Below are 20,209 nucleotides of genomic sequence, written 5' to 3'. Positions count from 1 at the left end.
TTGCGTGCGGCAAGCAAAGGCGCCCCTCGAGGGGCGCCTTTGCTTTGGATGGTGGAAAACCCGCTCTGCGGGTAAATACCGGCATGAACAAAGTGTTTGTGCGCGCTATCTTTCCATTCATGACTTCACTTGTCGAAGCCGGCCTGAGCCACACCCAGGCGTCATTTTCTCCGCGTACCCTGGTGCAGTCATTATTGACTGTCGTGCCGGTGACCTGCCCCCAGATTTAGTACGGCACCGACATAGAGCCCAGGGGTAAAAGACCTTCTTTCTGATGAGCCTGCACGAATTGCGCCGGCGTTAAATATCCGAGCGCGCTGTGAGGCCGATCGGTGTTGTACTCGACTCGCCAGTTTTCGATCAAGCTTTTAGCCTGTCGCAGGGACAAGAACCAGTGCTCGTTAAGGCATTCGTCGCGGAACTTGCCGTTGAAACTTTCGATATAAGCGTTCTCCACCGGCTTACCCGGCCGAATAAACGACAGCTTTACGCCTGCTTGGTAGGCCCAGGCGTCCAAGGCTCTTCCGGCGAACTCTGGCCCGTTGTCCACGGTAATAGATCGCGGCAGGCCACGCATCTCCGCCAGCCGTTGCAGCACCATGGCAACACGCAGTCCCGGCAACGACGTATCGACCTCGATGGCCAGGCATTCGCGAGTGTAGTCATCGACGATAGTCAAACAGCGGAATCGGCGGCCATAGGCTAGGCCGTCGGCCACAAAGTCCATTGACCAACTCTGATTCGGCGCGATTGCCGCTGGGCGAACCACGCGCTCGGTCGCCGCGATTCGCTTACGCTTTCGTTTTCGCACGCTTAACCCTGCCAGACTGTACAGCCGCCAGATTCGCTTGTGATTTGCTTGCCAGCCTTCGCGACGTAAGAGCACATGGATCCTCCGATAGCCGTAGCGTCGTTTCGCCACTGCCATCTCTTTCATGCGCTCGGTCAGCGCAGCATCGCCTGAGCGTGTGCTCTCGTAGGCAAACAGCGACCGCGAAATTCCTACCAGCCCACAGGCCCGGGTAACACCCATGCTGCGCTCGGTCATTAATGTCCTGACCGCCTCGCGTTTGGCCTGCGGGCTGACTACTTTCGGCTTAGCAGATCCTGAAGCGCCGCCTTATCCAGCATCGACTCGGCCAACAGCTTCTTGAGCTTGTTGTTCTCCTGCTCCAGCTCCTTGAGCCTCTGAGCGTCCGACACCGTCATGCCACCGAACTTCGCCTTCCAGTTGTAGTACGTTGCCTCGGAGATTCCGTGCTTGCGGCACAACTCTGCGGGCTTGGCACCTGCATCGGCTTCCTTGAGCACGCCGATGATTTGCTCTTCCGTAAATCGTTTCTTCATTGCCATTCCTTTGGGAACGGACTCTACATCGATTTCGTACTAATCACGGGGAGCAGGTCACCGGCACATTGCGTGCTGTATCGGGAGGAAGATACACGCCCCTATGAGTGCGATGGCCTGTCCCTGTTCCGTGCATTGCCCGCCGCGGTGGTCTTGCCAGAAACCGAAGCGCAATTGCAGGCCGTGCTGCGGCTGTGCAAGCGGCTGAACGTGCCGGTTGTGGCTCGCGGTGCCGGCACGGGCTTGTCAGGCGGCTCGCTGCCACATGCCCAGGGCGTGCTACTGGGTTTATCCAAGTTCAACCGTATCAAGCGTCTCGATCCGGCAGCGGGATTGGTGGTCGTCGAGCCCGGGGTGCGCAATCTGGCCATCTCGGAGGCCGCATCTGCCTACGGTCTTTACTATGCGCCGGACCCTTCGAGCCAGATCGCTTGCTCGATAGGCGGTAATGTGGCCGAGAACTCGGGGGGCGTGCACTGTCTGAAATACGGTTTGACCGTGCACAACGTACTCAAGGTGCGCATCATCACTATCGATGGCGACGTGGTCGAGCTAGGCAGCGAGGCGCCGGATGCACCCGGACCTGAGTTGTTGCCGTTATTCATCGGCTCTGAGGGCATGCTGGGCGTGGTGAGCGAAGTCACGGTCAAACTCATTCCGAAGCCGGCCTGCGCGCAGGTGGTGATGGCGAGTTTCTCCAGCGTCGAGGCTGCAGGTCACGCCGTGACGCAGATCATTGCGGCCGGCATCATTCCTGCCGGGCTCGAGATGATGGACCGGCAGGCTACCCGCATGGTCGAGCCCTTCGTGCAGGCAGGCTACGACCTGGATGCCCAGGCTATCTTGTTGTGTGAGTCGGATGGCACCCCTGAGGAAGTCGCGCACGAGATCGAGCGCATGGAGGCGATCTTTCGTGCGGCCGGGTCCACTCGCTGCCAGGTTTCGTCATCGGAGGCCGAGCGCTTGCGTTTCTGGGCCGGCCGCAAGAATGCCTTTCCGGCGGCAGGGCGGGTCTCGCCGGATTACTACTGCATGGATGGCACGATTCCGCGCCGTCATCTGGCTCGCGTGCTCAATGCCATCGAGCAGATGGAGGATGAGTTCGGGCTGCGGTGCGCAAATGTGTTTCATGCCGGGGACGGTAATTTGCATCCCCTGATTCTGTTCGATTCAAACAAGCCAGACGAGGTGGAGCGTGCCGAGAAGTTCGGCGCAGCCATCCTCGAACTGTGTGTGCAAGTCGGAGGCACCGTGACCGGAGAGCACGGGGTAGGAATGGAGAAGATAAACCAAATGTGCGTGCAATTTTCGCGTGACGAGCTTGACGCATTTCTGGCGGTCAAGCGGGCATTCGACCCGCCGGGCTTGCTGAATCCTGAGAAAGTGATATCGACCCTGGCACGCTGCGCCGAATACGGCAAGATGTATGTGCATGCCGGGGAGATGCGATTCCCTGACTTGGCTCGATTCTGAAAGGCGGATCCCGATGGAATTCGTCCTGTCGGACTTATGCGACCAGGTCATGACCGCCCACGCCGGCCACAAGCAGCTCATCATTGCCGGAGGAGGAAGCAAGCGCTTCTATGGCAATACGCGCCAGCCCGGCTCGGCGCATTATGTGCTGGACATGACAGCGTATCGTGGCATTGTGAACTACCAGCCTTCGGAGCTGGTCGTCACGGCTCGCGCAGGTACGCCACTGGCCGAGTTGGAGGCGGTGTTGGCCGAGCAGGGGCAGATGCTGGCGTTTGAGCCGCCCCATTTCGATTCGGGTGCGACCGTGGGCGGCTGCGTGGCAGCTGGACTGGCCGGGCCACGGCGTCAGGCCTGTGGCGGCGTGCGCGATTATGTGTTGGGCGTGCGTCTGCTGGATTCCCAAGGTCACCTGCTGTCGTTTGGCGGCGAGGTCATGAAGAACGTCGCCGGCTACGATGTTTCGCGCCTGATGAGTGGCTCGCTGGGCATGTTCGGTGCCTTGATTGACGTGTCACTCAAAGTGGTGCCCAAGCCCGTTTGCGAGCTCACCGTGCACGGCCAATCCACGCAGCAGGACGCGCTCGCGCTTTTCGCACGATGGCGCAGATTGCCTCTGCCGGTCTCGGCCACGGCCTGGGTGCCCGACGGAGGTGGCAGCGACGGCGGTGGATGGCTGGCGCGTCTGTCGGGTTCCGCGCCAGCCCTGCGTGCGGCGCGCGCGCAGGTCGGCGGCAAAGAACTGGAACCCGCTGTGGCATGTTCGGCTTGGCAGGCGTTGCGAGAGCAGACCCATGCGTTCTTTCAAGGGGGCGTTCCGCTGTGGCGCCTGGCCGTCTCGCCCACCGCCCCGCCATTACGCTTGGGCCCCATGCTGCTGGAGTGGGGTGGCGGGCAACGTTGGTTGAGCGCCCGTGCCGATGCGCAGGCAGTGCGTGCCGCGGCCCAGGAAGCGGGTGGCCATGCGACCTTGTTTCGCGCCCATGGCGGTCCAGTGCCTGCCGACGGTGTCTTTCATCCGCTGAGCCCGGGCGTGGCCCAGATCACCCGTCGGCTCAAGCAGGAGCTCGACCCTGCGGGATTGTTCAACCCGGGCCGCATGGTGCTGGAGCTATAGGCCAATGCAGACAAATCTCGCTTCCTGGGCCCGCGGTACCGATCTTGGCCAAGAGGCCGACGCCATCCTGCGCCGTTGCGTGCACTGCGGGTTCTGCACCGCAACGTGCCCCACCTATCAAGTGCTGGGCGACGAACGTGACAGCCCCCGCGGGCGCATCTATCTGATCAAGCAGGTTCTGGAAGGTGCGCTGCCCACGCAGGCCACGCAGTTGCATCTGGATCGTTGCCTGACCTGCCGCAACTGCGAATCCACCTGTCCGTCCGGCGTCGAGTATGGCCATTTGATAGATCTGGGACGCAAGGCGGTCGACGAGAGGGTCGCTCGCAGGTGGCCAGACCGTTTGCGACGCTGGCTGCTGCGCAAAGGAATGAATTCGGCTCTCTTTGCTCCGGCCATGCGTCTGGCGCAGACCTTCCGGCCGTTGCTGCCTCACGCGCTCAAGCTGAAGGTTCCGACATGGCGGGCGCCTGGGCTGCTGCCCGATCCGACACGTCATCCGCGCCAAGTCCTCATGCCGCTGGGCTGTGTGCAGCCCAGCATGATGCCGGCCATCGACGCAGCAACGCTGCGGGTACTCGATGCCGTGGGTATCGGGGTGCGCCAGATCGCGGGGGCGGGCTGCTGTGGGGCGGTTAATTTTCATCTCGATGCTCAATCGGACGCGTTGGCGCAGATGCGCGCCAACATCGATGCATGGTGGCCCTTGCTCATGGATGGCAGTGTGCAGGCCATCGTCATGAACGCATCCGGTTGCGGGGCCATGATCAAGGACTATGCCCATCATCTGCGTCATGATCCGCTTTACGCCGCCAAGGCTGCGGATGTGGTGGCGCGGGTCAAGGATATCGCTGAGCTGCTTGCGCCGCACGCCGGCGAGTTGGCGGCCAAGCTTGGTCCTGCCCCGGATGCCGTGTTCCATCCTCCCTGCACACTGCAGCATTGGCAGGGCCTGCGGCCTTTGAGCGAAAAGCTTCTGGTTGACCTGGGTTTCGCGCTGCAACCCTTTGCCGATGCGCAGCTGTGTTGCGGCTCGGCCGGCGCCTATTCGCTGCTGCATCCGGGCATGTCACGCTCGCTGCGCGACCGTAAGCTGTCTGCCATGGCGAGCGTGCATGCACAGGTCATTCTCTCGTCGAACGTCGGTTGTATCGGTCACCTGCAGGGCGGAACCGATATGCCTGTGCGGCATTGGGTGGAAGTCGTCGACGAGCGGCTGCGCGCCGGTGCCGTGCCCGCTGCCAGGCTCGTCTAATCGATGGCCCGGCCCATCTCTTCGACCACTTTCTTGGCGTCGCCGAAAACCATCATGGTGCGATCCATGTAGAAGAGTTCGTTGTCCAGGCCGGCATAGCCTGCAGCCATCGATCGCTTGTTGACGATGATATTGCGCGCTTTGTAGACGTCCAGAATGGGCATTCCGGCGATGGGTGAGGCAGGGTCGTTTTTTGCGGCCGGATTGACGACGTCATTGGCGCCGAGCACGAGCACCACATCGGTCTGGCCAAATTCGGCGTTGATCTCATCCATTTCAAAGACCTGGTCGTAAGGTACCTCTGCTTCGGCCAGCAGCACGTTCATGTGACCTGGCATGCGGCCGGCCACCGGATTGATGGCGTACTTGACGGTGACTCCTCGGGCAGTGAGCTTGTCGGTCAGATCTTTGAGGGCGTGTTGCGCACGCGCTACTGCCAGGCCGTAGCCGGGCACGATGATCACGGACTCGGCGTTGGCCAGCAAAAAGGCCGCATCTTCGGGGCTGCCCGACTTCACTGGCCGCTGGGCTTGTTCGGCTGTGTTGCCCGTGGCCGCCGGCTGTCCGCCAAAGCCGCCCAGGATCACGTTGAAGAAAGAGCGGTTCATGGCCCGGCACATGATGTATGACAGGATGGCGCCGGATGAACCCACCAGCGAGCCGGCAATGATGAGCATGGGATTGTTCAATGAAAATCCTATGCCTGCGGCTGCCCAGCCAGAGTAGCTGTTGAGCATGGATACGACCACTGGCATGTCGGCGCCGCCGATCGGAATGATGATGAGCACGCCAAGCACGAAGGCCAGCACGGTCATCAGGATAAATGGCGTCCACGATTGCGTAGCCATGAACCAGAGGCCGCAGGCCAGCATGAGGATGGCGAGCATCAGGTTGAGCGCATGCTGGCCTTTGAAGGTGACCGGCGCACCCTGAAAAAAACGGAATTTGTATTTACCGGATAATTTTCCGAATGCGATGACCGAGCCAGAGAACGTGATGGCTCCGACAAAGGTGCCGATGAAAAGTTCTAGCCGGTTGCCAGAGGGGATGGGCATGCCGGCTGCGGCGATGCCGAAGGCGTGGGGTTCGGCGACAACGGCGGTGGCGATGGCCACCGCTGCCAGGCCAATCATGCTGTGCATGAAGGCGACCAGTTCAGGCATCTTGGTCATCTCGACGCGCCGGGCCATCAGCGTGCCAACGCTGCCGCCGATTACCAAGCCCAGTAGCACCCATCCCAGACCGATGGCGGGGCTGGCGCCGTCCTGGCGGGCCAAGCTTACGATGAGCGCGGCGGTAGTAAGCACGGCGATACCCATGCCGGCCATGCCGAACGCATTGCCCATCCGCGAGGTGGCGGGATGGGACAGACCCTTGAGCGCCTGGATGAAGCATACCGAAGCGACCAGATAGAAGAGCGTGACCAGGTTGAGCGAGATCATTGGCTGTGCTCCTTGGCGGGACGTTCCTTCTTGCGGAACATCTCCAGCATGCGGCGGGTTACCAGAAAACCGCCAAATACGTTGACCGCGGCCAAGGCCACCGCCAGCACGCCCATGGTTCGGGCCAGACCGCCTTCGGTCAGCGCCGCGGCCAGCATGGCACCCACGATGATGATGGCCGAGATCGCATTGGTGACGGCCATGAGCGGGGTATGCAGCGCCGGAGTGACGTTCCAGACGACGTGGTAGCCGACATAGATGGCCAGCACGAAGATGATCAGATTGATCAGGGTGGGGCTGATGCCTTCCATCTTAAGACCTCCGCGTCAGTTGGCCGTTTTCGCAGACCAGGCAGGCGGCGACAATGTCGTCGTCGCGCCGGATGTTAAGTGCTGCGCCGTCGCCGGTGATGAGTTTGAGAAAATCCAGCAGGTTGCGCGCATAGAGCGCTGACGCATCGGTAGCCAGCATGCCTGGCAGATTGACCAGGCCGATGAGCGTGACGCCGTGCTTTTCAACGATTTTGCCTTTCTCGCTCAGAGGACAATTGCCTCCGCGCTCGACAGCCAGGTCCACCACGACGGCTCCGGGCTTCATTGCAGCGACGGTTTCTGCGCTGATGAGTACGGGGGCCGGTCGTCCCGGAATCAATGCCGTTGCGATTACCACGTCGGCCTGCTGGCAACGCTGGGCTACCAGGGCAGCCTGACGCGCCATCCACGCGGCAGGCATAGGCCGGGCATAGCCGCCTGCCCCCTGGGCAATCTCGCGCTCTTCTTCCGTTTCGAAGGGGACATCAATGAATTTGGCGCCCAGGGATTCAATCTGTTCCCTGACGGCCGGTCGTACATCCGACGCCTCGACCACTGCGCCCAGCCGCCGGGCCGTGGCGATGGCCTGCAGGCCGGCCACTCCGGCTCCCAGCACCACCACTCGCGCCGCTTTCACGGTGCCGGCGGCGGTCATCATCATTGGAAAAAGGCGCGCGCTGTGGTCGGCCGCCAGCAGGACGGCTTTGTAACCGGCCAGATTGGCCTGCGAGGACAGGACATCCAGGCTTTGTGCCCGCGTAGTGCGCGGGGCGGATTCCAGTGCGAAAGCCGTCAATCCGGCCTGGGCCATCTGGGCCAGGCTGTCGGCGTCAAAGGGGTCCAGCATGCCGGCCAGTACGCTACCGGCACGCATGAGTCGCAGTTCTTCTGGCGCGGGAGCACGGACTTTGAAGACCACCGGCGCACCCAGGGCGTCGGCAGTGTTGGCCAGTGTGGCGCCCGCGGCGAGGTAGGCCTCGTCGGGGTATCGGGCTGCGGCGCCCGCGCCGCGCTCCACGATGACCGAGTGCCTGGCGCTCACGCATTTCTTGACCGTCTCGGGGGGGCGGCAACACGCGTCTCCCCGTCTCGGGTTTCTTTGGGTATCCCGATCTGCATTGGCTCTTCTCCTCCGAGGGCTTGCCTAGTTATACACGAAAGCTCCACGCCTACGCGCAAGCTGCGGCGCGGCCCGGCAATTCTGTCGGAGGATAAAAAAGGTTCATCGCGGAATAGCGTGGAGCCGTGCTTGATTGCCGTTACGCTTGATCCTTGATTTTTCAAGGATCAAGGCCGGGATCATGCTGGACCGCAAGACGATCGAGAGGTTGGGTGGGTGGGAAGGTTATCGGGTGGAGCGGGTCGTGTGGCCTGAAGGTGAGAGCCGGACGGTCACGATTTACCTGAAGCCTTCAGCGCGAACGATGCACTGCGAGCACTGCGGCAACCGATGTCGGCAGGTGCATGAGACGACCGCGCGCCGGGTGCGGGATCTGCCGCTAATGGCGCTGCGAGTGACGCTGGTAGTGCCGCGTCGGCGGGTCTGGTGCGAGCAGTGCGGTGGACCGCATCTGGAGAGGCTGAGCTGGCTGGGCCGTTACCAGCGAGTGACCGACCGGCTGGCCGAGGCGGTCAGCCAGTTGCTTGAGTCCAGCAACATTCTGGCCGTGGCGCGCTTCTTCCAACTGGGTTGGCACACGGTCAAGGCGCTGGACAAGGCCCTGCTGCGACGGGCGATCCAAGAGCCGGACTGGAGCCAGATCCACTACCTAGCGATGGACGAGTTCGCTCTACACAAGGGCCATCGTTATGCCACGGTCGTTGTCGATCCGATCCGCCGTCAGGTGCTATGGATCGGTGATGGCCGCTCGCGCGAGACGGCCAGAGCCTTCTTCGAACAACTGCCAACTGGGGTTGCCCAGCAGATCCGGGCCGTAGCGATCGACATGACGACGGCCTATGAGCTGGAGATCCAGGCCAACTGCCCCAACGCCGAGATCGTCTACGACCTGTTCCACGTCGTGGCCAAGTACGGCCGTGAAGTGATAGACCGGGTGCGTGTAGACCAAGCGAACCAGTTGCGGCACGACAAGCCGGCCCGCCGGGTGATCAAGTCCAGTCGCTGGCTACTGCTGCGCAATCGCAAAAACCTCGATCCGTGCCAATCGGTAAAGTTGGACGAGTTGCTCCAGGCCAACCAGCCCTTGCTCACCGCTTATCTGATGCGCGATGAGCTCAAACAGCTGTGGTTCTACCAACACCCCGGCTACGCCCGCCAGGCATGGGATCACTGGCTGCAACAGGCTCAGGGCAGCGGCATCGCCGCCTTGGCTCACTTCGCGTTCAAGCTAAAAGCCTATCTGCACGGGATTCTGTCTCGCTGTCGCCACCGGCTCAACACCAGCATCGTCGAGGGCATCAACAACACCATCAAAGTCATCAAGCGCCGCGCCTACGGCTACCGCGATCAGGAGTACTTCTTCCTCAAGATCCGGTCTGCATTCCCCGGTATTCCTCGATGAACCATAAAAAAACCCCTGGGATCTTATGGATCCCAGGGGTTGAACGGATGGCCGCAGCAATGGCAGCCGGGTCCATCCCGTGCGCGCAAGCGTCCGGCGTTAGGCCGTTTGCGCGCGCGTCCAGTCGATCAGCGCGGCGGTCAGTTCGCGCAGATCCGATTTGAGCCGTGGATAACCGTCGGTGGGGCGCAGGCTGACCTCATCCATATACAACTTGCGATTGATCTCGATCTGCAGGCTATGGCGGCCTTGGGCCGGGTTACCGAACGCGCGTACCAGTTCGACACCTTTGTAGGGATCGTTGACGGTGACGTTGTAGCCACGCTGGCGCAGCCACTTGGCGATGAATTCACGGAAGGCCGGGTCGCTGGTCGAGCCATCGCGGTCGCCGAGCACAAAATCAGGATGCACCAGGCCGGGGCGATCTGTCGCGAAGGCGCCGGCGACGCTGGGCATGGAGTGGCAGTTAATGTGCCAGACCTTGCCAAAGTGGGCGTGAGTCTGGTCCAGAACCTCGGCGAGCTTGGCGTGATAGGGCTTCCAGCAGGCGTTGATGCGATGGCGGACTTCATCGATCGAAAGCTTACGATCGTAGAGCGGCGTGCCGTCATCGAGCATGCGCCAGATCAGTCCCTTGCCAAGCTTGACCTTGGGTGAATCGGTCATTGGGCCGTCCCACGGGGTATCGAGCAGCAGCGGGTCGACCTCTTCGGCCGAACGGTTGGCGTCGATGTAGGCGCGCGGGAAACTGGCGGCAATCAGTGGCACGCCCAGGTCGATCGCATCGCCCCAGAGATCGTCCACCCAGGTGTCCTCTGCCGTGCGCAGGGCGCCAAAGTCGACCGATGCAGCGAAATCCGGCGGGTAGCTCGTGCCGCTGTGCGGCGAGTCAAGCACGAGGGGAGCAGCTTGCGGAAAGCTCTGCGGCAGGTCGAGGCGATAGGACAAAGGATGGATGATAGGCATGACAGAGGGTGCGGCAGAAAGTAGGATGGGTCCCCGCAGCGCGCGGGGACCGAAGATCGTTTAGTCGATCTTCACGTTGGCTTCTTTGGCAATGCGCTTGTTCTTGGCGATTTCCTCGGAAATCTGCTTGGCGAACTCGGCGGGCTTGTTGCCCACTGGCGCGGCGCCCAGACCTTCCAGGCGGCTCTTGACGTCGGGATCGGCGCTAACCTTGACCACGGCCGCGTACACCTTGTCGGTCACGGCTTGCGGCAGCTTGGCGGGGCCGACAAGGCCAAACCAGGACGAGTCGTTGACCGGGGCCAGGCCAACTTCGGCGAAGGTCGGCACGTTGGGCAGATTGGCCACGCGCTGGGGCGAGGCCACGGCCAATGCGACCAGGGCGCCGGACTGGATATGCGGCAGCGACGACGGCAGATTGTCAAACAGCACGTCGACCTGGCCGGCCAGGGTGTCGTTCAATGCCGGACCCACGCCACGGTAGGGCACGTGCATCAGATCCACGCCAGCGGACATCTTGAACAGTTCGCCCATCATGTGCGAGACCGAGCCGTTGCCGGCCGAGGCGTAGGTGATCTTGCCGGGTTGGCTCTTGGCCAGCTTGACGAAATCGCCCATGTTCTTGGCGTGGACCTTGGGGTTGACCGACATCACGTTGGGCACGGAGGCCAGATTCGAGATGGGGGTGAAGTCCTTTTCAGCGTCGAAGGCCAGATTGGAGTAAATGGCGGGATTGATGCCATGGGTCGACACCGTGGCGATACCCAGCGTGTAGCCATCGGGAGCGCTGTTGGCCAGGAAGGCCGAGCCGATCGAGCCGCCGGCGCCGCCACGGTTTTCCACCACGACCGTTTGGCCCAACTCCTTGCCCAGCTTGTCAGCGAACAGGCGGCCGACGATGTCGGTCGTGCCTCCGGGAGGAAAGGGCACGACGAGGCGGATGGTCTTGCTGGGATAGTTGTCTTCGGCGTGCGCGGCGGTCAAAGGCGCGGCCAGGGTGGCGGCCAGGGACAGGCCCAGGATGAGATGGCGACGTTGCATGATTTCCCCTGAATTGAGTGTGGGTCTTTGTGACTTACTGCGCGATTCTGAGAGCCAGCGGCAGGTTTGCGCAAACGAAAGATTCTCCGTAAGCTATTACTTTTTTTCATGCCAGGGAAATCTTCATTTCCGCCCGGGCTACCCACATGCGCCGATTCTGTCCCTCGCTAACCGACCTGCAAGCATTCGAAGTGGCTGCCCGGCATAGCAGTTTTACTCGCGCGGCCCAGGAACTCTGCGTCACGCAAGGCGCGGTCAGCAAACAAGTGAAACATCTTGAAGAGTTTGTTGGTGTCGAATTATTCCTACGGATCAGGCAAGGCCTGGTTCTGACCGAGGCCGGGCGCAGTTACCTCACGCAGGTCCAGGCCGGTCTGAGCCAGATCGAAGCGGCCACCGTCGAGCTCATTGCGCACCAGGGCAGGGGCGGGACGGTACGTCTGACCTCGATGCCCACTTTCGGGGCGCGGTGGCTCATCCCGCGTCTGACGGCCTTCCGGCGCTTGCGGCCCGACATTCATGTGGAGTTTCTGCCGCATCGGCAGGGGTACGACTTTTCGACGCCCGAACTTGATGCGGCAGTGCGTTTCGGCGAAGGGGTATGGCCCGGCAGTGGGGCGGACTATATTGTCGGCCGCGAGATTGTGCCCGTTTGCAGTCCGCGTCTGATCCCTCAGGCCTGTAGGGAGGCAGAGGAACTGCTGCGCTACCCGTTGCTGCATCACACCTCGGCGCTCGAGGGCTGGCGCGACTGGTTCGAGCAGGCCGGGTGTGACGCACGGCGCGCTCTGGAGGGGGCCCGTTTTGATCAGTATTCGCTGTTGTCGCAGGCTGCGGCAGCAGGATTCGGGATCGCGTTGATTCCACGTTGCCTGATCGAGGATGAACTGCGTGACGGCAAGCTCGTGGTGCCGCTGCAGTTGCCCATCCGAGCGCGGCAGGGCTATTACCTCTGTTATCCGGAGCAGAAGGCCAGTTCGCCCACCTTGCAGGCCTTCCGTTCCTGGCTCATGGAAGTCTCGCGGGCTGCCGAGCCGACTCCCGACAATGGCCTGCCTATAAAATAAGCTGCATCATGGTTCACACATCACAGAAGAAAGGCCGGGTCGTTGTCGGCATGTCTGGCGGAGTCGATTCGTCGGTCACCGCATGGCTGCTCAAGCAACAAGGCTATGAAGTCATCGGCCTGTTCATGAAAAACTGGGAAGACGACGACGACTCCGAGTACTGCTCCACCCGGCAGGATCTACTAGATGCGGCCAGTGTGGCCGATCTGGTCGGGGTGGAATTCGAATACGTCAATTTCGCCACCGAATACAAGGATCGGGTCTTTGCCGATTTCCTGCGTGAGTATTCCGCTGGCCGCACGCCCAATCCGGACGTCCTGTGTAATGCCGAAATCAAATTCAAGGCATTTCTGGACCACGCAATGGCTTGGGGCGCCGAGCATATCGCCACGGGCCATTATGCGCGCGTGCGTGGCGTCGATAATGATCGAGGACGTCGTTTCCAACTGCTCAAGGCGTTCGACGCCTCCAAGGATCAGAGTTATTTCCTGCACCGCTTGAATCAGGCACAGTTGGCGCGCACGCTGTTTCCGCTTGGAGAGCTGCACAAGACGGAAGTGCGGCGTATCGCGCATGAGATCGGGCTGCCTAATGCAGCCAAGAAAGACTCCACGGGTATTTGTTTCATCGGCGAACGGCCATTTCGTGAGTTTCTCAACCGCTATCTGCCGACTGCACCCGGGCCCATTTTGACGCCGCAGGGCAAGCACCTCGGTCAGCATCATGGACTGGCCTTCTATACGTTGGGCCAGCGCAAGGGCCTGGGGATAGGTGGCGTCAAAGGGCAGCAGCGCGACGATGGCACCGCGGATGCCTGGTACGCCGCGCGCAAGGACCTTGAGAAAAATGCGCTTTATGTCGTGCAAGGGCACGAGCATCCCTGGCTGTTGAGCAGGCGCCTGCATGCGCAGGACGTCAGTTGGATCGATGGCCATGCACCCGAACCCGGCGCTTATGCCGCCAAGACCCGGTATCGCCAGGCCGACGCCGCCTGCCACCTCAGCCTCGAGGCACAAGGCTTTTCCTTGTCGTTCGACCAGGACCAATGGGCCGCCACCCCTGGGCAGTCCGCTGTGCTCTATGACGGCGATGTCTGTCTCGGTGGCGGCATCATCAACTGATTGTTCCCCGGCGCTCGGACGCCGCTGCGGGCCGCCGACGGTCTGCCTGCACCCTATTCAAAACGACGAGAGGAGACGAGTGTGGATCTGACGATGGTGGTTTGCCTGCTCATTCTGGGAGGGGCAGTGGGTTTTGCAGCCGGCCTGCTGGGCATTGGAGGGGGCATGCTGCTGGTGCCCTTCCTGACCATGCTCTTTAGCTGGAAAAACGATGTGCCGCCAGATCTGGTGGTGCATGCCGCCATTGCCACGTCCATGACGTCGATTCTATTTACCTCGATCTCCAGCGTGCGGGCGCATCAGAAGAAAGGCACGATCAATTGGAAGATCGTCTTTGCGTTGGCGCCCGGCATTATTCTTGGCGGCCTGCTCTCCGGAGGCGCAGTGTTTGCCGCGATCAACACGGCCTGGCTGTCACTTTTCTTCGCGCTCTTCGTCGGCTACTCGGCCTGGAGCATGCTGCGCAGCAAAAAACCCAAGCCGAGTCGCCACATGCCGGGGATGGTCGGAACCACGGCGGCTGGCGCGGGCATAGGGTTTGTATCGGGGCTGGTGGGGGCCGGCGGCGGCTTCCTGTCGGTGCCCTTCATGGTGTGGTGCAATGTGTCCTTGCTCGTGGCCGTTTCCACCTCGGCCGCTCTGGGTTTTCCCATCGCGCTGGCCAATAGCATAGGCTATGTCGTCTCTGGATTATCGGAAGGGGTGCACCGGCCGGGCATGTTGGGTTTCATCTATTGGCCGGCACTGCTGGCGCTCATCTGCACCAGTGTTCTGACGGCCCCGATGGGGGCTCGCCTGGCGCACCGCCTGCCCGTGGCCACGCTCAAGCGGGTGTTTTCAGGCCTGTTGTTCTGTCTGGCCGCCTACATGCTGTTTAAGGCTTGCCAGGCGTTCTTGGCCTGAGGTGTTGCCGCTTGACAAAAAGCCCCTGGCACATTGTGTGGCAGGGGCTTTGGGCTGTGGAGGCCGCGGAAGCTATCAGGCCGGCGGCAGTGTGTCGGTGAAGGACGTTCGCGCCGACAGCTTCTCGTTCAGGCGCGCCAGATTGGCGTGATCTGCACGCCAGTTCAGGCTGGCAAAGCGCAGATCGAGATAGCCCAGCGCGCAACCAACGGCGATATCTGCCAGGGTGTAGTTCACGCCCATGCAGTGTGCGTTGTCGCCCAAGCTGCCATCCATGGCACGCAGCGCAGCGCGAATCTTGCCGTACTGGCGTTCGACCCAGTCGGTGCTGCGTTGCGCTTCGGAGCGCTGATTTTCTTTGACAATGGTCACGCAGGCGTCGAGCAGTCCATCAGCGATGGCTTCCCAGCACTTGACTGCGGCGCGTTCACGGCCGGGCTGCGGAATGAGGCGTGCCACCGGCGACAGCGTATCCAGATACTCCACGATGACGCGCGAGTCGAACAGCGCACCGCCATCTTCCATTACCAGGCAAGGAACCTTACCGAGCGGATTGAATTGCTGGGTTTGTGTATCGGGAGACCAGACGTTTTCGATTTCGAGCTGGTAGTCCAGCTTTTTCTCGGCCATGACGACACGGACTTTACGCACGTACGGGCTGGTAAGCGAACCGATAAGTTTCATGGAGTTATGGGCGGAGTCGGAAGCGGCCGCAGTATAGCAGGCTGGACCGGCCTCTCGGATTAAGGAGGGTGGGGCAGGGCGTTAGGCGACGGGTGATAAAATCGAGAACCGCTTTCAACCGCCATTTTTTTCCGATCATGCAGATTGCCGACCAGCTTACCCAACTCAATGCTCTTTCGCCACTGGATGGGCGCTATGCGTCGCGCAGCGATGCCCTGAGGGGGCTGCTGTCGGAAGCCGGTTTCATGGCCCATCGGGTCGAGGTGGAAGTGGCGTGGCTGGTTGCGCTGTCCGATGCCGGTCTGCCTGAATTACCGGTGTTTTCCGCGGGAGCCCGCAGCCGGCTGGCGCAACTGGTCGAGAACTTTTCCGAAGCGGATGCCGCGCGGATCAAGGACATCGAGCGCGTTACCAACCACGATGTCAAGGCGGTCGAATACTGGCTCAAGGAGCGTGTCGCGGATGACGCCGAGTTGGCCCGTGCCGCGGAGTTCATTCATTTCGCTTGCACCTCCGAGGACATCAACAACACGTCGCACGCGCTGATGCTCAGCCGTGCCCGCGATCAGGTCGTGCTGCCGCGCCTGCGCGATGTGCTGGCCAAGCTCAACACCCTGGCACTGGACAATGCTGCGCAGCCCATGCTGTCGCGCACCCACGGTCAGCCGGCTAGCCCCACGACCCTGGGCAAAGAGTTTGCCAACGTGGCCGCACGCCTGGCCCGCGCCATTGCCGCCATCGAGGCGGTCGAGCCTCTGGCCAAGCTAAATGGTGCCACGGGTAATTACAACGCCCACCTGTCAGCCTGTCCGGAAATCAATTGGCCGGAGTTCAGCCGCAAGGTGCTGGCGGGTCTCGGGTTGACGCAAAACCGCCACACCATTCAGATCGAACCTCACGACTGGATGTCGGCCCTGTTTGATGCCGTGGCGCGTGCCAATATCATTGTTCTTGATCTGGACCGTGACATCTGGGGGTATATCGCGCTGGGGTACTTCAAGCAGCGCCTCAAAGAAGGCGAAGTCGGCTCCTCGACCATGCCGCACAAGGTCAATCCCATCGACTTTGAAAACTCCGAAGGTAATCTGGGGTTGGCCAATGCCGTGCTGCGGCATCTTGCCGACAAACTGCCTGTTTCCCGCTGGCAGCGTGACCTGACCGACTCCACCGTGCTGCGCAATCTGGGGGTGGGCTTCGGCTATTGCCTGGTGGCTTGGGATGCCTGCCTGCGCGGCTTGAACAAGCTGGAAGTCAATACCGCCGCCATCGATGCCGATATCGACGCCTGCTGGGAGGTGCTGGCCGAGCCGGTACAGACCGTAATGCGTCGCTATGGTCTGCCTCAGCCCTACGAACAACTCAAGGCCCTGACGCGTGGCAAAGGCATCACCGAGCCCGCGCTGCGTGAATTTATCGCCGGCCTGGAGCTTCCGTCCGACGCCAAACAGCGCCTGCTGGACATGACCCCGCGCTCCTATCTGGGTCTGGCCGTCGAGCTCGCTCAGACGGTATAGTGTGGCGCAAGCCGGTGCGGCCTTCTGCCCGCCGGCTTTGTGCCTCGTCTCAGGAGATCCCGTGAAGAAGTTGACCGCCATAGTCGTTCTGGCCTGTACGGCCGCGGCCGCTCCGGCTGCCGCGCAGTTCGCCAAGCCCGAGGATGCCGTCAAGTACCGTCAGGCTGCCCTGACCGTGATGGCGTCGCACTTTAGCCGCATGCAGCCGGTGGTTCGCGGTCAGGCGCCGTATGACGCCGCGCAGATCAAGGCCAATGTGGATATTCTCAAGACGCTGGCGGCACTGCCTTGGGCGGGCTTTGGTCCGGGCACCGAAGGTGGCGGTGCCAAGCCGGAAGTCTGGAGCGACGCGGCCGGCTTCAAGGAGAAGCAGCAGCGTTTCATCGACAATGTCGACAAACTATCCGTGGCCGCTGACAGCGGCGATCTGGCCAAGGTACGTGCGGCTTTCGGTGATGTCGGGGCCAGTTGCAAAGCCTGTCACGACGCCTACCGAAAAAAATAAGTTCGCTTTGTGCAAAAGCATAACGCCCCATCCGGGGCGTTATGCTTTTGGGCGAACAGGGGCCTCTCAGTAAGCGGGTAGCGTTTGCAGGCTGTTTACCCACAGCACCACCCCGGCACAACAGGCGGCAATGAGTAGCGCACGCAGGCGCATGGCGGCGTCGTCGCGCGCAGGCACGCATCCCCGGGTCGCCGCCGCTTCCGAGGCGTCGCCGGTGATCATGGTTTTTATCAGCGGCTCACGGCGCACCAGGGTATGCCACAGCACCGCCAGCACATGCAAGCCAAGCAGCGCAATCAGCACCCACTCATTGGCTTTGTGCAGGCGTGTCAGTGTCGCAGCAAGATCGGCGTCGATATAGCCGTTGAGCGGACCCTGGATCATGATGTCATCGCTGACAAACAATCCGCTGACAGCCTGAAATCCCAGCGCCAGCAGCATGGCCAGCACGGACAGCGCTCCGAGCGGATTGTGGCCGGCAACGTGCAATCGGCCGCGAAGATAGGCGGCCAGCGCGGCCGGTCCGCGTACAAACTGTGCAAAACGGGCGTAATGCGAGCCGAACAGCCCCCACAGCACACGAAACAGGATGAGGCCCAGTGTGGCCAGCCCGAAGCGTACATGCCAGTCCATGTACAGGCCGCCCAGTTTGATCGTGATGAAAGCACCCGCAACACAGGCCACCAGGGCCCAGTGGAATAACCGTGACCTGCTCCCCGTGATTAGTACGAAATCGATGTAGAGTCCGTTCCCAAAGGAATGGCAATGAAGAAACGATTTACGGAAGAGCAAATCATCGGCGTGCTCAAGGAAGCCGATGCAGGTGCCAAGCCCGCAGAGTTGTGCCGCAAGCACGGAATCTCCGAGGCAACGTACTACAACTGGAAGGCGAAGTTCGGTGGCATGACGGTGTCGGACGCTCAGAGGCTCAAGGAGCTGGAGCAGGAGAACAACAAGCTCAAGAAGCTGTTGGCCGAGTCGATGCTGGACAAGGCGGCGCTTCAGGATCTGCTAAGCCGAAAGTAGTCAGCCCGCAGGCCAAACGCGAGGCGGTCAGGACATTAATGACCGAGCGCAGCATGGGTGTTACCCGGGCCTGTGGGCTGGTAGGAATTTCGCGGTCGCTGTTTGCCTACGAGAGCACACGCTCAGGCGATGCTGCGCTGACCGAGCGCATGAAAGAGATGGCAGTGGCGAAACGACGCTACGGCTATCGGAGGATCCATGTGCTCTTACGTCGCGAAGGCTGGCAAGCAAATCACAAGCGAATCTGGCGGCTGTACAGTCTGGCAGGGTTAAGCGTGCGAAAACGAAAGCGTAAGCGAATCGCGGCGACCGAGCGCGTGGTTCGCCCAGCGGCAATCGCGCCGAATCAGAGTTGGTCAATGGACTTTGTGGCCGACGGCCTAGCCTATGGCCGCCGATTCCGCTGTTTGACTATCGTCGATGACTACACTCGCGAATGCCTGGCCATCGAGGTCGATACGTCGTTGCCGGGACTGCGTGTTGCCATGGTGCTGCAACGGCTGGCGGAGATGCGTGGCCTGCCGCGATCTATTACCGTGGACAACGGGCCAGAGTTCGCCGGAAGAGCCTTGGACGCCTGGGCCTACCAAGCAGGCGTAAAGCTGTCGTTTATTCGGCCGGGTAAGCCGGTGGAGAACGCTTATATCGAAAGTTTCAACGGCAAGTTCCGCGACGAATGCCTTAACGAGCACTGGTTCTTGTCCCTGCGACAGGCTAAAAGCTTGATCGAAAACTGGCGAGTCGAGTACAACACCGATCGGCCTCACAGCGCGCTCGGATATTTAACGCCGGCGCAATTCGTGCAGGCTCATCAGAAAGAAGGTCTTTTACCCCTGGGCTCTATGTCGGTGCCGTACTAAATCTGGGGGCAGGTCACCTGGGCTCTATGTCGGTGCCGTACTAAATCTGGGGGCAGGTCAACCGGGTGGGAAGATTCCATATACGCGGCGTAGAGGACATCAGGCTGGATCCTGGTGTTTGCTTGAGGCGGCCAATGTAGCATGGGCCGACGCCACGTTTGACGCCGTTCAGGCCGACAGCCTGCGCTGGCGCGACACCGATTCGATGCGATGGACGTGTTCGTGGCGAAAGCGGATGCGCTGGCCGCGTTTTGCGCCGCAGGGCTGGATCAGCTCTGTGGTGTAAGTGGTCGTGCCGTTGATGGGCGCGTTGTAGATGACTGTGGCGCGAATGGCTTTGCCGTCGGCAAGTCTGAGGTGAACGACGTCACCGACATTGATGGGCGTATCGTTCAGTTGGGACTGGCTGGGGCGGCGCACCAGATCATTGGTGTTGAGCTGCTTGTTCATATGTTTTCCTAGTTAAAGTTGTTTTATGGAAACACGGCTCCGGCTTGACCGGATTGCGTACTTCTATGGTGGTGCGTGGAGATGCACCGATGCCCGGCGTTGGTGGGCGGTGGCCACAATGGCCTGTGGCGGAACGACAATGTCCCTGGATGCTTCTTGTCAGCCTGTCATGGGCTGCACAAGGTTGCTGGCCGACAAACCGCAGGCTCAGCTGTTGCGCGGTGGAAAACGAAAAAGGAAGAATGTGCCTGGCACAGACATCCCGAACGATATCGATGACGCGGCCGCCTGAATAAATGTTGGATGTGGCGGCAGCCCCATGGGAAGGCGGCATCGATGCAGGATTGGCGGCTGGCGCCCGCTGGGGGCGTCAGCTTCGGAAAACTTAGGCCTAATGCGCCCGAGCTACCGTCAGGTGTAAGCGTGCCAAAGGATCAACTCGATAAGCCGAAACAATGGACCTTTCACACCTGGGTTGATTGCCGTGTTGGTGCCGCGCGGCTACCCTAAATTGGCTGCCACTCGGGCGCCTGGGTCGCGTTGCGGCTGCACAGAAATCTAGCCAACCTTATCGATGCTATATCTAAGTAATTGTTTTGTCAAGT

At 61.3% G+C, this 20,209-nt stretch carries 18 protein-coding genes and 1 pseudogene; 10 read left to right on the top strand and 9 right to left on the bottom strand.

Annotated elements, in window-relative coordinates:
- Nucleotides 1–226: 226 nt before the first annotated feature.
- A protein-coding gene (locus tag LK440_RS11110; protein ID WP_101557886.1) for an IS3 family transposase occupies nucleotides 227–1,347 on the bottom strand; the annotation gives its coding sequence in 2 pieces (ribosomal slippage) (nucleotides 227–1,095 and nucleotides 1,095–1,347; 1,122 coding nt in all).
- A gap of 27 nt (nucleotides 1,348–1,374) precedes the next feature.
- Here LK440_RS11110 and LK440_RS11105 point away from each other — a divergent pair.
- From LK440_RS11105 to glcF, 3 genes are read left to right on the top strand one after another with little or no spacing between them, the layout of a single operon-like run.
- On the top strand, nucleotides 1,375–2,820 hold the full coding sequence (locus LK440_RS11105; protein WP_050557405.1) for an FAD-linked oxidase C-terminal domain-containing protein: 1,446 nt from the start codon (nucleotides 1,375–1,377) through the stop codon (nucleotides 2,818–2,820).
- Nucleotides 2,821–2,833: 13 nt separating this feature from the next.
- Nucleotides 2,834–3,937, top strand: a complete 1,104-nt coding sequence (gene glcE, locus LK440_RS11100) for a glycolate oxidase subunit GlcE (protein WP_005012673.1) — start codon at nucleotides 2,834–2,836, stop codon at nucleotides 3,935–3,937.
- 4 nt (nucleotides 3,938–3,941) lie between these two features.
- Nucleotides 3,942–5,192 carry a glycolate oxidase subunit GlcF gene (glcF, locus tag LK440_RS11095; protein ID WP_005012675.1) on the top strand — a complete coding sequence of 417 codons (1,251 nt, stop codon included), beginning with the start codon at nucleotides 3,942–3,944 and terminating at the stop codon, nucleotides 5,190–5,192.
- On the opposite strand, the gene LK440_RS11090 is transcribed toward glcF, so the two are convergent.
- The 3 genes and pseudogenes from LK440_RS11090 to LK440_RS11080 form a co-directional block, all read right to left on the bottom strand.
- On the bottom strand, nucleotides 5,189–6,634 hold the full coding sequence (locus tag LK440_RS11090) for an NAD(P)(+) transhydrogenase (Re/Si-specific) subunit beta (protein WP_005012676.1): 1,446 nt from the start codon (nucleotides 6,632–6,634) through the stop codon (nucleotides 5,189–5,191). The two genes, glcF and LK440_RS11090, sit on opposite strands and share 4 nt — an antisense overlap.
- Nucleotides 6,631–6,945 (bottom strand): NAD(P) transhydrogenase subunit alpha, encoded by a 315-nt coding sequence (locus LK440_RS11085; protein ID WP_005012678.1) that lies wholly within the window; start codon nucleotides 6,943–6,945, stop codon nucleotides 6,631–6,633. The genes LK440_RS11090 and LK440_RS11085 overlap by 4 nt, the downstream gene beginning before the upstream one ends.
- A gap of 1 nt (nucleotide 6,946) precedes the next feature.
- Nucleotides 6,947–8,064: pseudogene (locus tag LK440_RS11080) on the bottom strand (Re/Si-specific NAD(P)(+) transhydrogenase subunit alpha).
- A gap of 182 nt (nucleotides 8,065–8,246) precedes the next feature.
- Here LK440_RS11080 and LK440_RS11075 point away from each other — a divergent pair.
- Nucleotides 8,247–9,467 carry an ISL3 family transposase gene (locus tag LK440_RS11075; protein WP_005012682.1) on the top strand — a complete coding sequence of 407 codons (1,221 nt, stop codon included), beginning with the start codon at nucleotides 8,247–8,249 and terminating at the stop codon, nucleotides 9,465–9,467.
- Between the two features lie 99 nt (nucleotides 9,468–9,566).
- Here LK440_RS11075 and LK440_RS11070 read toward each other — a convergent pair whose 3' ends face one another.
- Nucleotides 9,567–10,433 (bottom strand): N-formylglutamate amidohydrolase, encoded by an 867-nt coding sequence (locus LK440_RS11070; protein ID WP_005012685.1) that lies wholly within the window; start codon nucleotides 10,431–10,433, stop codon nucleotides 9,567–9,569.
- Nucleotides 10,434–10,493: 60 nt separating this feature from the next.
- The gene (locus LK440_RS11065; RefSeq protein ID WP_005012688.1) at nucleotides 10,494–11,474 is read right to left on the bottom strand and encodes a Bug family tripartite tricarboxylate transporter substrate binding protein; all 981 of its coding nucleotides are present in this window, start codon (nucleotides 11,472–11,474) and stop codon (nucleotides 10,494–10,496) included.
- A 146-nt stretch (nucleotides 11,475–11,620) separates the two neighbouring features.
- On the opposite strand from LK440_RS11065, the gene gcvA reads away from it, so the two are divergent.
- From gcvA to LK440_RS11050, 3 genes are all read left to right on the top strand, one after another.
- A complete protein-coding gene (gcvA, locus tag LK440_RS11060; protein ID WP_005012689.1) occupies nucleotides 11,621–12,541 on the top strand; it encodes a transcriptional regulator GcvA in 921 nt (306 codons plus the stop codon).
- 8 nt (nucleotides 12,542–12,549) lie between these two features.
- Nucleotides 12,550–13,662, top strand: a complete 1,113-nt coding sequence (gene mnmA / locus LK440_RS11055; RefSeq protein WP_005012692.1) for a tRNA 2-thiouridine(34) synthase MnmA — start codon at nucleotides 12,550–12,552, stop codon at nucleotides 13,660–13,662.
- Between the two features lie 93 nt (nucleotides 13,663–13,755).
- On the top strand, nucleotides 13,756–14,565 hold the full coding sequence (locus LK440_RS11050; protein ID WP_242697855.1) for a sulfite exporter TauE/SafE family protein: 810 nt from the start codon (nucleotides 13,756–13,758) through the stop codon (nucleotides 14,563–14,565).
- 75 nt (nucleotides 14,566–14,640) lie between these two features.
- Here LK440_RS11050 and LK440_RS11045 read toward each other — a convergent pair whose 3' ends face one another.
- A complete protein-coding gene (locus tag LK440_RS11045; protein WP_005012698.1) occupies nucleotides 14,641–15,249 on the bottom strand; it encodes a glutathione S-transferase N-terminal domain-containing protein in 609 nt (202 codons plus the stop codon).
- Nucleotides 15,250–15,386: 137 nt separating this feature from the next.
- Between LK440_RS11045 and purB the strand changes: the two genes are divergently transcribed.
- Nucleotides 15,387–16,763, top strand: a complete 1,377-nt coding sequence (gene purB, locus LK440_RS11040) for an adenylosuccinate lyase (RefSeq protein ID WP_005012700.1) — start codon at nucleotides 15,387–15,389, stop codon at nucleotides 16,761–16,763.
- 61 nt (nucleotides 16,764–16,824) lie between these two features.
- Nucleotides 16,825–17,268, top strand: coding sequence for a c-type cytochrome (locus tag LK440_RS11035; RefSeq protein ID WP_005012704.1), 444 nt, complete (start codon nucleotides 16,825–16,827; stop codon nucleotides 17,266–17,268).
- A 66-nt stretch (nucleotides 17,269–17,334) separates the two neighbouring features.
- Here the strand turns inward: LK440_RS11035 and LK440_RS11030 are convergent, their stop codons facing one another.
- Nucleotides 17,335–17,952 carry a cytochrome b/b6 domain-containing protein gene (locus LK440_RS11030; protein ID WP_005012706.1) on the bottom strand — a complete coding sequence of 206 codons (618 nt, stop codon included), beginning with the start codon at nucleotides 17,950–17,952 and terminating at the stop codon, nucleotides 17,335–17,337.
- Nucleotides 17,953–18,033: 81 nt separating this feature from the next.
- Between LK440_RS11030 and LK440_RS11025 the strand changes: the two genes are divergently transcribed.
- Nucleotides 18,034–19,154, top strand: a protein-coding gene (locus LK440_RS11025) for an IS3 family transposase (RefSeq protein WP_101557886.1) whose coding sequence is annotated in 2 segments (ribosomal slippage) — nucleotides 18,034–18,286 and nucleotides 18,286–19,154 — 1,122 coding nt in all. Because the reading frame shifts where the segments join, the coding sequence is not laid out codon by codon here.
- A gap of 168 nt (nucleotides 19,155–19,322) precedes the next feature.
- Here the strand turns inward: LK440_RS11025 and LK440_RS11020 are convergent.
- Nucleotides 19,323–19,604: a hypothetical protein gene (locus LK440_RS11020; protein ID WP_005012709.1), complete on the bottom strand. Its 282-nt coding sequence runs from the start codon at nucleotides 19,602–19,604 to the stop codon at nucleotides 19,323–19,325.
- Nucleotides 19,605–20,209 lie beyond the last annotated feature (605 nt).

The organism is Bordetella holmesii (genome assembly GCF_020735985.1).
Taxonomy (GTDB): Bacteria; Pseudomonadota; Gammaproteobacteria; order Burkholderiales; family Burkholderiaceae_B; genus Bordetella; species Bordetella holmesii.
This window is presented reverse-complemented; position numbering and strand designations above follow the sequence as displayed.

Coding starts and splice junctions, on each gene's coding strand:
- glcE (WP_005012673.1), top strand. CDS start 2,834: ATGGAATTCGTCCTGTCGGACTTATGCGACCAGGTCATGACCGCCCAC.
- glcF (WP_005012675.1), top strand. CDS start 3,942: ATGCAGACAAATCTCGCTTCCTGGGCCCGCGGTACCGATCTTGGCCAA.
- LK440_RS11090 (WP_005012676.1), bottom strand. CDS start 6,634: ATGATCTCGCTCAACCTGGTCACGCTCTTCTATCTGGTCGCTTCGGTA.
- LK440_RS11085 (WP_005012678.1), bottom strand. CDS start 6,945: ATGGAAGGCATCAGCCCCACCCTGATCAATCTGATCATCTTCGTGCTG.
- LK440_RS11075 (WP_005012682.1), top strand. CDS start 8,247: ATGCTGGACCGCAAGACGATCGAGAGGTTGGGTGGGTGGGAAGGTTAT.
- LK440_RS11070 (WP_005012685.1), bottom strand. CDS start 10,433: ATGCCTATCATCCATCCTTTGTCCTATCGCCTCGACCTGCCGCAGAGC.
- LK440_RS11065 (WP_005012688.1), bottom strand. CDS start 11,474: ATGCAACGTCGCCATCTCATCCTGGGCCTGTCCCTGGCCGCCACCCTG.
- gcvA (WP_005012689.1), top strand. CDS start 11,621: ATGCGCCGATTCTGTCCCTCGCTAACCGACCTGCAAGCATTCGAAGTG.
- mnmA (WP_005012692.1), top strand. CDS start 12,550: ATGGTTCACACATCACAGAAGAAAGGCCGGGTCGTTGTCGGCATGTCT.
- LK440_RS11050 (WP_242697855.1), top strand. CDS start 13,756: ATGGTGGTTTGCCTGCTCATTCTGGGAGGGGCAGTGGGTTTTGCAGCC.
- LK440_RS11045 (WP_005012698.1), bottom strand. CDS start 15,249: ATGAAACTTATCGGTTCGCTTACCAGCCCGTACGTGCGTAAAGTCCGT.
- purB (WP_005012700.1), top strand. CDS start 15,387: ATGCAGATTGCCGACCAGCTTACCCAACTCAATGCTCTTTCGCCACTG.
- LK440_RS11020 (WP_005012709.1), bottom strand. CDS start 19,604: ATGAACAAGCAGCTCAACACCAATGATCTGGTGCGCCGCCCCAGCCAG.